Genomic DNA, 14,671 nt, shown 5'->3' with positions numbered 1-14,671 from the left:
CTACAGGGGGGACGCTTTCAGTCCGAGGGGGCCTCTTCGCCGGGCAGCACCACAAATTCGCCATCCAGGCCGCCCACCGCTTCGCCGTCGCATTCCAGCGCCACCGCCAGCCGCAGCCGCCCCATGCGTCCGCGTCGCAAAGCACGTTCGAGCTTGTCCCAGGCGGCCGGCTCCGGCGCGGTCGCTCGTGCCAGAAAGCCTGCGGCGATGGGCTTGTCGTAACGCATGCTATTGCCGTGGATGATGACGCGGCCGGGTAAGCCGCGCTCGCGCAGGCGCATGAACACCAGGCTCCAGGCGGCGAGGATGGCCACCGCCGAAGCGCTGCCGCCAAACACGGTAGCGCGGTGATTGATATTGGGCGCCAGCGGCGCGTTCAGGATCACGCGCTCGCCGCTGGCCTCGGCCACACCGACCTTCATCGCGGCGGACAGCGGGATGTGTTGGTGGAGATAATCTTCAAGCGCCTTTGGACTCATGTTTTTCTCCTGGTTCGGCGCGGCCGGCTTCGGCGGCGCCGTCTCCATTCTGCCCCAACAGGTGGCGCTGGAAAAACCACAGACTATGCCCCAGTTGCAGGACCTGGTTTTCGCGCTTGGCCGCGCCGTGGCCCTCGTCCGGGAACAGGATCAGGCCCCCGTTCACTCCCTTGCCCGCCATGGCGCGATACATTTGCAGCGCCTCGCCCACCGGCACCCGCGGGTCGCTGACGCCCTGGATGATCAGCAGTGGATCGCGCAGCTTGTCGATGTGATTGATTGGCGACAATTGCTCCAGCGCGGCGCGGTCGCGTTCCAGGTCGCCATACTCGGCGGCGCGCAGCGCGCGTCGGTAAGGCGCGGTGTTTTGCAAGAAGCTGACCAAGTTGGCGATGCCGACATTGGACACGCCTGCATCGTAGGCTCCGGCGAAGATGGTCATCGCCGCCAACGTGGAGTAACCGCCGTAGCTGCCGCCCATCACGCCGATCTTGGGCGCCGCGCCGGCCGCGCCCCACTGGCTGCGGATGTAACGCGCGGCGTCTTCGATGTCGGACAGCACTTGCAGCCGGCGCGGGCCGTTGTCGCTGTCCAGCCAGGTTTTGCCGTAGCCGACGGAACCCCGCACATTGGGCTGCACATAGATGAAGCCGGCGTCGACGAACAATTGCGCCTGCGGAGAGAAGCCGGCGCGGCTCTGCCCTTCCGGGCCGCCGTGGAAGTTGACCACCACCGGGCAGGGCGTGGCCGCGCAGCGAGCCGGCCGACGCACAAACATCGGAATCGGCGTGCCGTCGCGCGCCGGATAGCTTTCCAGGCTGGCTTTGGCGAAGCCGCGGGTGTCCAGCTCCGGCGCGGAGGGCAGCAGCCATTGGCCGAGCTTGCCGCTCTTGCTGTCCCAAACATGGCTGCTGGCCGGAGCAGTGTCGGTTTCCACGCTGAAATTGACGTAGCGGCCGTCGCGGCTGAGATTCACCACATTAACTTGGGCCGCACCGGGGAAGGCGGGCAACTTCAGCGCGCGGTAATGGCGGCGGCCGTCCAAGGCCAGCGCTTTGCCGTAGCCGTCCTGGCTCAAGGTGTAGTACACGCGGCCCTGCTCGCGGTCGATGTTGAGGTTCTCCACATCGCCGCGCGTCTCCGGCGTCAATGGCTTGAATACGCCGGCGCGCCACAGATAGAGACGGTGGTATTCGCCGAACTTATTGGTGCGCACCAAATATTCACCATCGCGCAGGCCGAAGTCCATCCGGTAGTCGGTGGTCTCGCCCTTACCCAGCAGCGGCTGCAAGGGTTTTCCGTCCGGCGTCCACAGATAGAATTCCGCGCTGGCGTTGCTCAGCGTCTTTTGCAGCAGCAGACGGCCGTCGTCGCGATGGCCGGCGATGCTCCAGGCGCCGCGCTCGCCGAACAAGCGCTCGCGGCGGCCGTCTGCCAGCCGGTAGCGGTATAGGGTATAGCTGTCGGCCCGCTCGTCGTTGCTGCGGTAGTACAGCCATTGGCCGTCCTTGCTGAGAAACTGGAACTGGGTTTGCACGCCGGACTTGTGCTGTACTTCGCGCAGCGCGCCGCCGCTGGCGGCTTGCAGATAGAGGCCGGGGTTTTCCTCGCCCTTGCGGTCGCGGCTGAGCACCAGCCAGCGCCCATCCGGGCTGACGTCCTGAATCAGGGTGGCGTCTTCGCCGCCTGTCAGCTGCACCGGGAAGCGCTGCGGACCATCCAGTTTCCAGACCTGCGGCACGCCTGTGACGCGCCAGCTGAAATACAACGCCTTGCCGTCCGGAGCCAGCACGCCGGCGCCGGGCGCGCGCAGGTCCAGCATATTCTGCACTTTGCGGCTCAGTTCCGCCGGCAGCGGCGCGGCGCGGTAGCGCGCCACCTCCTCCGCGCTGACACTGGCGGCGCCGAGGCCGCTGTAGCCGCCGGCGGCCCAGCCATGAGTGGAAAGCATCATTAGCGTTGCCGCGGATAAAGCACGAACCATCATGACTGCTCCTGAGCGATTGGGCGGGCCGACCAGTATAGCGGCCATGACAATGACGTTACAACTTGCATTATTCTCATGCCGACTCTGCGACACTTTGTCGCACTCGGAAGCAAATGCCGCACGCTAAACTGGTGCGACTCATCATTCGCATTTGCCGACCTTGCCCGGCCATGTTCCAACCCTGATCTAAAAAAGCGCTCTCATGAAAAAACTCGCCCTGCTAGCCTTGCTAACCGCCTCCGGTTCCGCCCTCGCCCACGTCACCCTGGAAACCCCCACCGCCGCCAGCGGCAGTTATTACAAAGGCGTGCTGAAAATCGGCCATGGCTGCAACGGCAGCCCCACCACCGCCATTAGCGTGGAGCTGCCGGAAGGCGTGCGCCTGGCGCAACCGATGCCGAAAGCCGGCTGGGAGGTGGAGGTGAGCAAGAGCGCGGTCAAGCCTTTCGACAACTATGGCCGCAAGGTAAGCGAGGATGTGAGCCGCATTACCTGGAAGGGCGGCAAGCTGCCGTCCAATTTCTACGATGAGTTCGTATTCCAGGCCAAGATCGCCGCCCAGCCGGGCAAGCTCTACTTCAAGGTGAAGCAGCAATGCGAACAGGGCGAAACCAACTGGGCGGAGATTCCGGCCGCTGGTCAAGACGCGCATGACTTGAAGAGCCCGGCAGCGGAGCTGACGGTGACGGCAGGCGTCGCCGGCCATCATCATTAAGACCCGCTAACAAAACCCCTGATCCTGCGTTGAGCCTCCTGGTCGTACCACTTGTACTGCCTGCGTCGGCGCGCCTTGGCTCAGGTTCTCTGCGAGGTTTTGTTAGCGGCTCTGAGCCTTCTCCTCTTATCCCATGAAAAACGCCGGCGGCGAGTGTCTCGCGGCCGGCGTTGTTGCATGGACGGGTCAGATCAGCGGAACAGGCCCTTGAGCAGGTCCGTCCCCTGGGACAACAAATCCTCGCCTTGCGGCACCTGGCCGTTGGGGGTCAGCTTGTCCACCAGACCAGGCAAGTGCTCGGCCACCAGCTGCGACAGTTGGCTCTGATCCAGGCCAAACTTCTCGGCCAGGCCGGACAGCTGCTCCGAACCCAGCACTTGCTGAATCTGCTCGGCGGACACCGGCAAATTGCCGCCCTGTCCTACCCAGGAGGACACCAGCTCGCCCAAACCGCCTTGCTGGAATTGCTCCAACAGGCCGGACAGGCCGCCCTGCTGTTGCAGCAAGGCCTGCAAGGCTCCGCCAGCGCCGCCTTCCGCGCCGCCGGACAGCAAACCGCTCAAGGAATCGAATATAGCCATGGTGCTCTCCTGTTTGCCGCGCACTGTGCGCGAATCTCGGTAAAAACGGCAGCGCTTGCGCGCCGACTCAAGCCGCCAGCAAGCCCGCCAACCCTCGCATGGTCTGCCAGGGATCGCCGGTTTCCACGCCTTTGATCTGGCGGTCTATGCGTGCGCACTCGTCCAGCGCGGTCATCAGCTTGCGCGGGCCGATGCGGCGCAAGGCCGGCTCGGCCAAACGCTGCTTGTCGCCCCATAACCGCAGTTCGCGCGCCATGTCGCGCGCGTTGCGTCCGTCTTTCAGGCCCTGCCGCAGGCGCAGCAACATACGCACGTCTTCGGTCAGCGACCACAATACCAGCACCGGCGCCTCGCCTTCGGCCATCAGGCCGTCCAGCATGCGCAGCACCCGCGGCACATCGCCGGCCAGCCAGGATTCGGACAAATGGAACACGTCGAAGCGGGCCACATTCGCCACTGCGGCGCGCAGTTGCTCCAGCGTCAACTCTCCGGCCGGGTACAGCAGGGCCAGCTTGTCCACTTCCTGGCGCGCGGCCAGCAAATTGCCTTCGACGCGATCGACGAAGAAGGCCAGCGCCTCGCCGCCCAACACTTGGCCCTGAGCCTTGAGGCGGCGCGTGATCCAGCTTGGCAGCTCGGCGCGGCCTACCAATCGGGCCTCCACGGTTACCGCCAGCTTTTCCAGTGCCTGGAACCACTTGGACTGCTGCTGCGCGCGCTCCAGCTTGGGCAGGGTGATCAGGGTCACTGTGTCCTGCGGCGGCTGGGCCGCCAGCTGTTGCAGCGCCTCGGCGCCTTCGGTGCCGGGCTTGCCGTTGGGAATGCGGACTTCCAGCAGCTTTTGCTCGGCGAACAGCGAAACGCTGCTCATCGCGTCGCGCAGCTGCGACCAATCGAAACCCGCCTCCACCGTCAACACTTCGCGCTCCTGATAGCCTTGATCGCGCGCCGCCTGACGCAGCGCGTCGGCGGCCTCCAAGGCCAGCAGCGCTTCCTCGCCGTGGATCAGGTACAGCGGCGCCAGGCCCTTGCCCAGCGCCGCGATCAGCGCGTCAGGGCTTAGGCTGGGCATCGGCGGGCTTCAGGCTTTGCGGGCCTGTCAGCGGCGCGGCGGCCGGCTTTTTCAGGTAAGCCAGACGACGGACGATCTGCTCCGCCGCGTCGCGACGGGCGTCGGTCCAGATCAGGGCCTCCTCCTGCTCCTTACCGAGGATGGCGCTATCCGAGTAGTTCATGCTGCGGCGCACGACCACGGTCATGTCCGGCTCCACCGGCACGCCGAACAGCACGGTGCGCACCACGGCGGTATAGGTCAGCTGGTACTCGTTGATCTTGCCGCCCACGTTCAGGGTCAGGATGTCCTTGGACTGGTTTTCGCTGAGGATGGTCACCACCGCCTCGGCCTGCTTGGGATTGTCCAGCACTTGCAGGCGCGGGTCGCGCGCCAGCACGGTGCGCACATCGCCGGCCACCGCGGTGCCGCCGCCGTCGAAATACAGCGAGGCGAACGGCAGCGGCTTCATCGGGCCGCCCAGGCCGCGCAGGTGGAAGCCGCAAGCGCTCAGCGTGACGGCCAGCAGCGCCAGCCACAACCATTGCAGGGAAAGTCTCATTCACGATTCCTTATCGGGAAACAATGCTTGCCTGGCCCGGTCCAGCGCGCAGGCCGCGCCCAGGACCGGTGCCACGTCGGTTTACACCACGATGTTGACCAGGCGGCCCGGCACTACGATGATTTTTTTGGCCGGCTTGCCTTCCATGAACTTCTGCACGTTTTCATGTGCCAGCGCCGCGGCCTCGATCGCGTCCTTGGCCGCGTCCGCGGCCACGGTGACGCTGCCGCGCAGCTTGCCGCCCACCTGCACCATCAGTTCGATCTCGCTCTTGACCAGCGCGCTCTCGTCTACTTTCGGCCAGGTTTGTTGCAGCAGTTCGCTGCCCGGGCGCAGCGCGTTCCACAGCGCGTCGCAGATATGCGGCACGATGGGAGACAGCAGCAGCACGACGGTTTCCAGCGTTTCCTGCGCCACCGCGCGGCCGGCGTCGCCGGACTTGTCGGTTTTGTCGTAGGTGTTCAGCAGTTCCATCACCGCGGCGATGGCGGTGTTGAATTGCTGGCGGCGGCCGTAGTCATCGGCCACTTTCTGGATGGTGCCGTGCAGCTTGAAGCGCAGATCCTTCAGGCCGGCGGACAGATCGCCGCCGCTGTAGGCCGGAGCCAGGCCGGCGGCTACATGCTCGTTCGTCACTTTCCACAAACGCTTGAGGAAGCGGAACGCGCCTTCCACGCCCGCGTCCGACCATTCCAGGCTCTGTTCCGGCGGAGCCGCGAACATCATGAACAAACGTGCGGTGTCCGCGCCGTAGTTTTCAATGAATTCCTGCGGGTCCACGCCGTTGTTCTTGGACTTGGACATCTTCTCGATGCCGCCCACCACCACCGGCAGGCCGTCGACGCGATGCTTGGCGGCGACGATCTTGCCCTTGGCGTCGCGCTCCAGCACCACGTCCTGCGGCGCGATCCAATCGGAGGCGCCGTTGGGCAGTTCGCGGTAGAAGGTTTCGCACACCACCATGCCCTGGGTCAGCAGGCTCTTGAACGGCTCGTCGCTGGACACCAGGCCTTCGTCGCGCATCAGCTTATGGAAGAAGCGCGCGTACAGCAGGTGCAAAATGGCGTGTTCGATGCCGCCGACGTACTGGTCCACTTGCAGCCAGTAGTCGGCCGCCTTCTTGTCCACCATCGCGGTGTCGCACTTGGGCGAGGCGTAGCGCGCGTAGTACCAGCTGGACTCGACGAAGGTGTCCATGGTGTCGGTTTCGCGCTTGGCCGCGCCGCCGCATTTCGGGCAGCTGGTTTCGTAGAATTCCGGCATTTTGGCCAGCGGGGAGCCTGCGCCGTCCGGAATCACGTTTTCCGGCAACGTCACCGGCAGGTCTTTTTCCGGCACCGGCACATCGCCGCAGCTCTGGCAGTGGATGATGGGGATAGGGCAGCCCCAGTAGCGCTGGCGCGAAATGCCCCAGTCGCGCAGACGGTACTGGGTTTTCTTCTGGCCGGCTGCCTTGGCTTCCAGATCGCCGACGATGGCGTCGAAGGCGGCGGCGAAGTTCAGGCCGTCGTATTTGCCGCTGTTCACGGTGCGGATGCTGTCATCCTTGGCCGCGTACCAGTCCTGCCAAACGGCGGCGTCGAAGTTGTCGTCGCCGTTGGCCGGCGCGTAGACCTGCTGGATCGGCAGCTGGTATTTGTTGGCGAATTCGAAGTCGCGCTCGTCGTGCGCCGGCACCGCCATCACCGCGCCTTCGCCGTAGCCCCACAGCACGTAGTTGGCCACCCATACCGGCAGCTTGGCGCCGGTCAGCGGGTGGACAACGAACAAGCCGGTGTCCATGCCCTTCTTTTCCATCTTGGCCACGTCGGCCTCGGCCACGGAGCCGGCCTTGCATTCAGCGATGAAGGCTTGCAGCTCCGGCTTGCCGGCCGCGGCCTGGGTGGCCAGCGGGTGTTCGGCGGCCACGGCCACATAGGTGGCGCCCATCAGGGTGTCCGGGCGGGTGGTGTAGACCTTGAGCTGGCCTGCATGGCCGATGCTGGCTTCATCGTAGGCGAAGGCCACGTCGGAGCCAAAGCTCTTGCCTATCCAGTTGCGTTGCATGGTCTTGACCTGCTCCGGCCAGCCGTCCAGCTTGTCCAGGTCCGCCAGCAGCTGCTCGGCGTAGTCGGTGATGCGGAAGTAATACATCGGGATTTCGCGCTTTTCCACCAGCGCGCCGGAGCGCCAGCCGCGGCCGTCCACCACTTGTTCGTTGGCCAGCACGGTCTGATCCACCGGATCCCAGTTGACCACGCCGTTTTTCTTGTAGATCACGCCTTTTTCAAACAAACGGGTGAACAGCCACTGTTCCCAGCGGTAGTAGTCCGGTTTGCAGGTGGCCAGCTCGCGTTCCCAGTCCAGCGCAAAACCCAGGCTGTCCAGTTGCTGCTTCATGTACTCGATGTTGGCATAGGTCCAGGCAGCCGGCGCGCCGCCGTTTTTCATCGCGGCGTTCTCGGCCGGCAGGCCGAAGGCGTCCCAGCCCATCGGCTGCAGCACGTTGAAGCCTTGCAGGCGCTTGAAGCGGGCCAGCACGTCGGTGATGGTGTAGTTGCGCACATGGCCCATGTGCAGCTTGCCGGACGGATACGGGAACATCGACAAGGCGTAGTACTTGGGACGCGAGGCGTCTTCCACGGCTTTGAAGGCGGCAGTCTTCTGCCATTTCTGCTGGGCGGCGGCTTCAACCGCGCGCGGGCTGTATTGTTCTTGCATGGCGATCTTTGTCTGGACTCTGAAATTCAAAAGGCGGAAATACAAAAGGCGGGCTGCCCGGAGGCGCCAGTGATGAGCCGCGCTCCGGATAGCCCGTCCGCAAAAAGGTTGCCCCCATTATAACGGCGTCTTCGCTCCCGCGATAAGACCCCAAAAAAACAAATGCTTGGCCGGCTACTCAGCCTAGCGCAATCACGGGCAGAGCTTGACGCCCCAGCCTTTGCGGCCGCGCCAGCAGGAGAAGTCCTCCTTCACCGCGCGTATGGTCCAGACATTGTTCTCGCGGCTAAGCTGGAAGCGCTGGCGCGTGCCCTTGACGCTGTCGTCCATCAGGCCTTCGCGCAGCAAGGCGATGCTGGCTTTGTCGAACGCTTCCGGCTGGCTGGTCTGGATCACTTTCAGGCTGCGGTATTCGAACTGGCCGTCCTCGCCCAGGCGGTTCTTGGCAAAGCGCAGCACCACCTCAAGCGGCAGTTCGCCCGGCTGGCCGGCAAACGGCAAGCGCGCTTCGTCGCTGTAGGCAGAGGCGGCGGCGGGAATCGCGGCCAAGGCGGCGGCGCAGAGCATTATCGCTTTCATGTCCATCCTTGAGTTATCCGGGGAAAGTGGAAAGTTGGGTTCGACTCCTGCTGCGGCTAATTAGTTGCTCAGCTTAAGGGCCGCTCCCCTCCCTGATGCTGCATTGCGCCGACTGGTCGTACTCAAGCACTGCCTGAGTCGGCGCGGCTTGCCTCAGCCATGAAACTGAGTTTTGTTAGCCACTCCAAGAACCTGTTTACGATCTGCTGTGCGTCGGCGGGATGAATAGAAAGGGGCATTGAAAACCCCTTCGAAATACTCATGTACCCTATGTACACTCCGCTTTCTCAGCGGTTTTCGCCTTGTCTCACCTTAGCTAGGGAGATCGTAAACACGTTCTAAACCCGGCCGGCCAGATGGGCATCGCGGAAACGCTCCAGTTGCCGCAGCAGCGCGTCCAGGATGTCCGGCTCCCACAAAGAATGGCCGGCGGCCTCCACCAGTTCGTAGTGGGCTTGCGGCCAGGCCTGAGCCAACCGCAGCGCGGTGACCGGGGGGCAGACCACATCGTAACGGCCTTGCACAATGGCGGCGGGGATATGGCGAATGCGCGCAAGCCCGGCCAGCAAGGCGCCCTCCGGCAGAAAGACGCGGTTGACGAAGTAATGAGCTTCCAGCCGCGCCAGCGACAATGCCACGTATTCGCTGCCGGCGCGTTCGGCGGCGTCGGCGTTGGGGCGCAGCGCGACGCAAGCGCCCTCGTAACGTCCCCAGGCGCGACAAGCGGGCAGGTGCACCGCCGGGTCGGGATCGGTCAGACGCCGGTAGTACGCGGCCAGCAAGTCTCCGCGTTCAGCCTCCGGGATGGGCGCGACGAAACGCTGCCACTCCTCGGGAAAGAACTGGCCCATGCCGTGCAGGAACCAGTCGATCTCGCTGCGCTCGCCCAGGAAGATGCCGCGCAGGATCAGCCCGCTGACACGGTCCGGATGCGCCTGGGCGTAAGCCAGCGCCAGCGTGCTGCCCCAGGAGCCTCCGAACACCAGCCAGCGCTCAATGCCCAGGTGCTCGCGCAGCCGCTCGATGTCCGCCACCAGATGGGCGGTGCTGTTGTCGCGCAGCTCGCCGCGTGGCGTCGAACGGCCGCTGCCACGCTGATCGAACAGCACCGCGCGGTAAAAGCCGGGGTCGAACAACTGACGGCAGGCCGGCGCGCAGCCGTCGCCCGGTCCGCCGTGAAGATAGAGCGCCGGATAGCCCTGCGGCAAACCGCATTGCTCCCAGTACATCGCATGCAAGCCATCCAGCGGCAACATGCCGCTGGCGAACGGTGCTATAGGCGGATACAACATGGCCTCTCCATACGGGGAACAAGGGAAAACGCGCCGCGCTCAACCGCGCAGCAGGTTGTATAGCATCTCGCTGGCCATTACCGCCATCAAGGCGGCGAACACCTGCTTCAAGCGGGCCACCGGCAGCTTGTGCGCGGCGCGCGCCCCCAAGGGGGCCATCAACACCGTCATCAGCATCAGCGCCAGCATGGCCGGCAGATAAACGAAGCCCAAGGCGCCGGCCGGCAAGCCGGTCGCGCCCCAGCCGCTATAAAGGTAGCCGACGGCGCCGGATACGGCGATGGGCCAACCCAGCGCCGCGCTGGTGGCGATGGCGGTGCGCACCGGCACATTGCACCAACTCATGAAAGGGACGCTCATTGAGCCGCCGCCTATGCCCACCCAGCTGGAGATCATGCCGATCAAGCCGCCTGCGCCCCATTGCCCGGCCGGGCTCGGCATTCCGCGGCTGGCTTGCGGCTTGAGGTTGAAGAACATTTGCACCGCGACCAGGTAGGCGTAACCCACAAAGAACCATTTCAGCGCCAGCCCGGAGATCGCACCGGCCACCAGGCTGCCCAGCAAGGTGCCGATCACCATCGCCGGCGCCATCGCCCTCACAATGCGCCAATCCACCGCGCCCTTCTTATGATGGGCGCGCACGCTAGACAGGCTGGTGAACACCATGACCGCCAGCGAAGTGCCCACCGCCAGATGCTGGGCATGATCGCCGCCCAACTGCGCGGCGGACAAGACGCCCAAAACCACCGGCACAATGACCAGGCCGCCGCCGACGCCGAGCAATCCGGCCAGGAAGCCGGCCACCGCGCCGCAGGCCAGCAGCGCCAGAATCAGCGGAACGCTCAGCATGCCAGCAACTGTTCAGTGATATAGCGCCATTCGTCTTCGCTCAACGGGGTGATGGACAACCGATTACCGCGCTTGAGCACCGTCATCTCAGCCAGGGGCGGGTGTTGACGCAGCTCCACCGGCGACAGCAGCCGGGTCTTGCGCAGAAAACGCACGTCCACCGCCAGCCAACGCGGCGCGTCGGGTAAAGACTTGGGGTCGTAGTAAGGGCTTTCCGGATCAAACTGGCTGGAGTCTGGATGAGCGGCGGCGGCGATTTCCGCCAGACCGGCCACCCCCGGTTCCGGACAAGACGAATGCCAGAACAGCAGCCGGTCTCCCACTTGCATGCCGTCGCGCATGAAATTGCGCGCCTGATAATTGCGCACGCCGGTCCACTCGAACAAGCGTTCGGGCTCGGCGGCGAGATCGTCGATCGAAGTATCGTCCGGTTCGGACTTCATCAGCCAATATCGCATGGGCAATGTCTGTTAATTAGTCAGGAAAAGGGTTAACGCTTGCTCAATCTTACTGGAAAGATTGCCGTTTATGCTGACATTGGCATCCCAAGGGGATATGGCGATAACTGAAAGAAAGGATGAAGGCGATGAATACCCGTGCCAAACAATGTCTGCTGGGACTGGCGCTGGCCGCCGGCTTAAGCGCTTGCGTAGTAGAACCGCCCAGGGTGGCCGTCAGGCCGGTGGTGGTCAGGCCGGCCCCGGTGGTGGTGACGCCGGTTTACGGCTATTACTACGGCGGCCGCCACGACTGGCGCTGATCGCTCAATGTGTCCGCAAATACAGCCAGCCGCCCAGCGCGGCCAGATTCAAGGCCGCGCCGCACCAGAACAAAAGCCGAAACGGCTGCTTGACGGTTTTATGGCGGAACAGCCTGCGCGCCATCAGCCCGCCCGGCCAGCCGCACAACACGCCCAGCCACAACAACCTGGCCTCAGGCGTGCGCGGCCCGCCGCGCTCCGCCGCCCGCTTGTCCCGCCAATACAAAACAAAGCACAGCAGGCTCAGGCTCAGATACAGCCACGCCACCGCCCATTCCAAACGCCCCAGCAGAGCAAGCGCCGGCAAAACGGCCAGAAAGACGACGGCTAGGGGCATAAGGGCAGCCTGCGCAGGCCGGATTCGGTCAACAAATAATCGAGCCGGACGTCCCACGCTTCGCGCGGCACCCGCTCCACGCGTTGGCAATCATAGGCCACGCCCACCAGCAAGGGCTTGCCGAACTGGCGCGCGCGCTGGCGGAAGGCCAGCGTGGTGTCGTAGAACCCCCCGCCCTGGCCCATGCGATAGCCATCGTCGTCAATGGCCAGCAGCGGCACAAACAACACGTCCAGCCGTTCCGCGCGCAGCGCCGGGCCATCGTATTCGACGATCCGGTAACGCGGATGCAGATACCAGCGGTCCGCCGCGCCCAAGCGGCTGAACCAGAGCCGACGGCCGCGCCGCGGGATCTGCGGCAGATAGACTTCCGCGCCGCGCCACAGCGCGGCGCTCATCAGGACCTCCAGATCCAGCTCAGAACCGGCGGCCAGATAAGCGCCCACGCGCTTGCCGCGTTTGAGCAGCCGCGAGGCATGACAGGCGATCGCCCTCATCGCCTGCAAACGATAGCCAGGGCTCAGCGCCTGGCGCGCACGGCGAATCCGCCTGCGCAATGCGGGCTTGTCTAGGGAAACCGGATCGGAAACAAAGGAAAGTGCGGTCATGGCAGAGGGGGGAGCCCCCGCGAGTGTCGTTCGGGCAAAATTCGCTTGTACCCTGTTTCCAGGGAGGGCCGCCTGCCAGTCATTTCGGGCGCATCCTCAAGAGGACGCGGCACGCCCATGACTCACGCTAGCAGCCTGAAGCGAACGCATTGGTACAAAGGAATTGTGTGCCTTCACAAACACCGCAGGGGGTACTGACCTTGGTGTTCGCCAGCGGCTCTGCGTTTAAAACAGCGCTTGCTGGCTTTCGCGAAGCGCTTGGTCGGCGGCTTCGCTCATACTGCGTATTTTACGCTGAAACGCCGCCATCTCCAAGCCCTCTCCCACTTTTGTCTTCAACAAATCGTGGGCAATGTTCAGCGCGGCCATGATCGCTATCTTGTCGGCGTCCATTACCTTGCCGTGCTGCTGAATCATTTCGATCTTGCCGGCCAGCAGACGCACCGCCTCTTGCAGCGTTTCCTTTTCTTCCGCCGGGGTGCCAATGGTGAAGGAACGCCCCAGCAGTTCGATTTCAACCTGAGCCACGTCGCTCATTCCGCATCCTCCGACGCCTTGGGCAGGCGCTCGACCAGAGCCGCCACCCGCGCGCGGGTTTCGTTGACTTTGAAGTTCAGCTCCGCATTTTCCCGCAACGCTTCGGACAGCGCTTCGGCAAAACGGCCGTTTTGTGTTTCAAGTTCGCGAATGCGCGCCACCAACGCCGTCACCCTCGACTCGAGATATTCCAGTTCCTTGTCCATGGCGGCGAGGATAGCCGGCGCTCACTTGGCCGTCAAACCCAGCCGCTGCCGCGCTGTGTCCAGCGCGAGACACAAGGCCTCCGCGCCGTCCACCAGCCGCGGACCGGGCACGACCATGGCGTCGCCCGGCAGGGCGAACAGCGCGTCTTTGGCCACAGCCGGCAGCGTTTGCCAACGCCGCCACATCCGCAGGCTGGCTTCGTCTCCAGCCAGAATCACCTGCGGACGCGACGCCACCACAGTGGCGGCGGACACTTGCGGCGCGGGTTGCCGGACATCGCGAAACACATTGACCCCGCCGCACAGGCGGATCAGCGGACCCATGAAGCTCTGATCGCTGACGGTGAAGATAGGCGTCTGACTAACTTGGTAGAACACCCTCACCGGGGCGCGCTCGCCGTAACGCCTGCGTAGATCCGCCAAGCGCTGGCGATATCCCCCCGCCGCCTTGGCGGCGCTCTCGTTGACGCCGGCCAGCCGTCCCAGCGCCAGCATTTCCTTGGCCACGTCGTCCGGCTGCAAGGGATGGCTCAGATAAACGGGAATGCCCAGGCCGCGCAAACGCTCCAGTTCACGCGGCGCTCCACCGTCGCGCCAGGCCACCACCAGGTCCGGCCGCTGACGCATGACCTCCTCCAGACTGAAGCCGGTGAAGCTGCCCACCCGCGGCAAGCGCTTGGCGGCGTCCGGGTGGTCGCTATACTCCACGGTGGCCACCAGCTTGTCGCCAGCGCCGATCGCGTACAACATTTCCGTGGCGTGCGGCACCAGGGTCAAAATCCTTTGCGCCGGCTGCGCCAACGTGATGGTCTGGCCGCTGCCGTCCTGAGCGCTGACCGCCGCCGTCGCCTGCAGCGCGCTCAACAGCAGCGTCAAACCCAACAACCGTCTCATGCCTCCCCTTTCAACACCAGCGGCAAGCCGCAGGCCACCAACGTCACCCGCCGACAGGCCGCCGCCACCGCTTGGTTCAAGCGCCCCAACTCGTCGACAAAGCAACGAGTCTGGACATTGGTCGACACCACGCCCCAGCCGATTTCATTGCTGACCAGCAGCACCTCGCCCCTCGTCTGCTCCAGCGCGGCCAGCAACTTAGCTCGCTCCTGCTCGAAACCGACTGCGTCGAAACCGCCGTCCTCATCGAAAAAACGCATCAGCCACATGCCCAGACAGTCGATCAGCAGCAGGCCGCCGACCACGTCATGACGCACCAACTCAGCGGCCAGCCCACGACCGGCCTCCGCTTGTGACCACTCGGCCGGACGCCGCCGGCGATGATGCTCGACGCGGGCGGCGAACTCGGCGTCGCCGCCGCGCAGCTCCGCCGTGGCCAGATAGCAAACCGGGCCGGGATGGGCCAGGGCCAGGGTTTCGGCGTAGCGGCTCTTGCCGCTGCGCGCGCCGCCGGAGATGAGGTGGGGCATACTC

Annotated in this window: 18 protein-coding genes and 1 other RNA gene; 2 read left to right on the top strand and 17 right to left on the bottom strand. The window is 64.5% G+C overall.

What is annotated here, in order from left to right:
* Window positions 1-17: 17 nt before the first annotated feature.
* Together ACUXV1_RS16460 and ACUXV1_RS16455 are read right to left on the bottom strand one after the other, a co-directional pair.
* Window positions 18-479 carry a YiiD C-terminal domain-containing protein gene (locus tag ACUXV1_RS16460; protein ID WP_446016073.1) on the bottom strand — a complete coding sequence of 154 codons (462 nt, stop codon included), beginning with the start codon at window positions 477-479 and terminating at the stop codon, window positions 18-20.
* On the bottom strand, window positions 460-2,433 hold the full coding sequence (locus ACUXV1_RS16455; protein WP_205208324.1) for a S9 family peptidase: 1,974 nt from the start codon (window positions 2,431-2,433) through the stop codon (window positions 460-462). Before ACUXV1_RS16455 ends, ACUXV1_RS16460 begins: the two co-directional genes overlap by 20 nt.
* 235 nt (window positions 2,434-2,668) lie before the next feature.
* Between ACUXV1_RS16455 and ACUXV1_RS16450 the strand changes: the two genes are divergently transcribed.
* A complete protein-coding gene (locus ACUXV1_RS16450; RefSeq protein WP_043638268.1) occupies window positions 2,669-3,181 on the top strand; it encodes a YcnI family copper-binding membrane protein in 513 nt (170 codons plus the stop codon).
* Window positions 3,182-3,372: 191 nt separating this feature from the next.
* On the opposite strand, the gene ACUXV1_RS16445 is transcribed toward ACUXV1_RS16450, so the two are convergent.
* The 8 genes from ACUXV1_RS16445 to ACUXV1_RS16410 all read right to left on the bottom strand — a co-directional run bounded on the left by ACUXV1_RS16445 (window position 3,373) and on the right by ACUXV1_RS16410 (window position 11,253).
* Entirely contained in the window at window positions 3,373-3,762 is a 390-nt protein-coding gene (locus ACUXV1_RS16445) for a YidB family protein (protein WP_446016074.1), read from the bottom strand.
* Window positions 3,763-3,829: 67 nt separating this feature from the next.
* A complete protein-coding gene (gene holA / locus ACUXV1_RS16440) occupies window positions 3,830-4,834 on the bottom strand; it encodes a DNA polymerase III subunit delta (RefSeq protein WP_446016075.1) in 1,005 nt (334 codons plus the stop codon).
* On the bottom strand, window positions 4,815-5,375 hold the full coding sequence (locus ACUXV1_RS16435; protein ID WP_081555232.1) for an LPS-assembly lipoprotein LptE: 561 nt from the start codon (window positions 5,373-5,375) through the stop codon (window positions 4,815-4,817). Before ACUXV1_RS16435 ends, holA begins: the two co-directional genes overlap by 20 nt.
* A gap of 81 nt (window positions 5,376-5,456) precedes the next feature.
* Entirely contained in the window at window positions 5,457-8,075 is a 2,619-nt protein-coding gene (leuS, locus tag ACUXV1_RS16430) for a leucine--tRNA ligase (RefSeq protein ID WP_446016076.1), read from the bottom strand.
* A 192-nt stretch (window positions 8,076-8,267) separates the two neighbouring features.
* Window positions 8,268-8,654 carry a hypothetical protein gene (locus tag ACUXV1_RS16425; protein WP_143330216.1) on the bottom strand — a complete coding sequence of 129 codons (387 nt, stop codon included), beginning with the start codon at window positions 8,652-8,654 and terminating at the stop codon, window positions 8,268-8,270.
* Window positions 8,655-8,992: 338 nt separating this feature from the next.
* Complete coding sequence (gene pip, locus ACUXV1_RS16420; protein WP_446016077.1) at window positions 8,993-9,946, bottom strand: prolyl aminopeptidase; 954 nt, start codon at window positions 9,944-9,946, stop codon at window positions 8,993-8,995.
* Between the two features lie 39 nt (window positions 9,947-9,985).
* On the bottom strand, window positions 9,986-10,795 hold the full coding sequence (locus ACUXV1_RS16415; RefSeq protein ID WP_446016078.1) for a sulfite exporter TauE/SafE family protein: 810 nt from the start codon (window positions 10,793-10,795) through the stop codon (window positions 9,986-9,988).
* Window positions 10,789-11,253, bottom strand: a complete 465-nt coding sequence (locus ACUXV1_RS16410) for an EVE domain-containing protein (RefSeq protein ID WP_446016079.1) — start codon at window positions 11,251-11,253, stop codon at window positions 10,789-10,791. The genes ACUXV1_RS16415 and ACUXV1_RS16410 overlap by 7 nt, the downstream gene beginning before the upstream one ends.
* 128 nt (window positions 11,254-11,381) lie before the next feature.
* On the opposite strand from ACUXV1_RS16410, the gene ACUXV1_RS16405 reads away from it, so the two are divergent.
* Window positions 11,382-11,555 carry a hypothetical protein gene (locus tag ACUXV1_RS16405; protein ID WP_162835138.1) on the top strand — a complete coding sequence of 58 codons (174 nt, stop codon included), beginning with the start codon at window positions 11,382-11,384 and terminating at the stop codon, window positions 11,553-11,555.
* 4 nt (window positions 11,556-11,559) lie between these two features.
* Here the strand turns inward: ACUXV1_RS16405 and ACUXV1_RS16400 are convergent, their stop codons facing one another.
* From ACUXV1_RS16400 to cobU, 7 genes are all read right to left on the bottom strand, one after another.
* Window positions 11,560-11,892, bottom strand: coding sequence for a DUF1294 domain-containing protein (locus ACUXV1_RS16400; protein ID WP_043638293.1), 333 nt, complete (start codon window positions 11,890-11,892; stop codon window positions 11,560-11,562).
* Entirely contained in the window at window positions 11,883-12,500 is a 618-nt protein-coding gene (locus ACUXV1_RS16395; RefSeq protein WP_446016080.1) for a 5-formyltetrahydrofolate cyclo-ligase, read from the bottom strand. Before ACUXV1_RS16395 ends, ACUXV1_RS16400 begins: the two co-directional genes overlap by 10 nt.
* A 10-nt stretch (window positions 12,501-12,510) precedes the next feature.
* Window positions 12,511-12,694: non-coding RNA, 6S RNA (gene ssrS / locus ACUXV1_RS16390), on the bottom strand.
* Window positions 12,695-12,725: 31 nt separating this feature from the next.
* Complete coding sequence (locus ACUXV1_RS16385) at window positions 12,726-13,037, bottom strand: cell division protein ZapA (protein WP_019101793.1); 312 nt, start codon at window positions 13,035-13,037, stop codon at window positions 12,726-12,728.
* Window positions 13,034-13,243: a hypothetical protein gene (locus ACUXV1_RS16380; protein ID WP_043638301.1), complete on the bottom strand. Its 210-nt coding sequence runs from the start codon at window positions 13,241-13,243 to the stop codon at window positions 13,034-13,036. Before ACUXV1_RS16380 ends, ACUXV1_RS16385 begins: the two co-directional genes overlap by 4 nt.
* 21 nt (window positions 13,244-13,264) lie before the next feature.
* Window positions 13,265-14,137, bottom strand: coding sequence for a cobalamin-binding protein (locus ACUXV1_RS16375; protein WP_043638304.1), 873 nt, complete (start codon window positions 14,135-14,137; stop codon window positions 13,265-13,267).
* Window positions 14,134-14,667 (bottom strand): bifunctional adenosylcobinamide kinase/adenosylcobinamide-phosphate guanylyltransferase, encoded by a 534-nt coding sequence (gene cobU, locus ACUXV1_RS16370; protein WP_446016081.1) that lies wholly within the window; start codon window positions 14,665-14,667, stop codon window positions 14,134-14,136. Before cobU ends, ACUXV1_RS16375 begins: the two co-directional genes overlap by 4 nt.
* Between the last annotated feature and the right edge of the window lie 4 nt (window positions 14,668-14,671).

Source organism: Chromobacterium sp. W521, from assembly GCF_052805975.1.
This window is presented reverse-complemented; position numbering and strand designations above follow the sequence as displayed.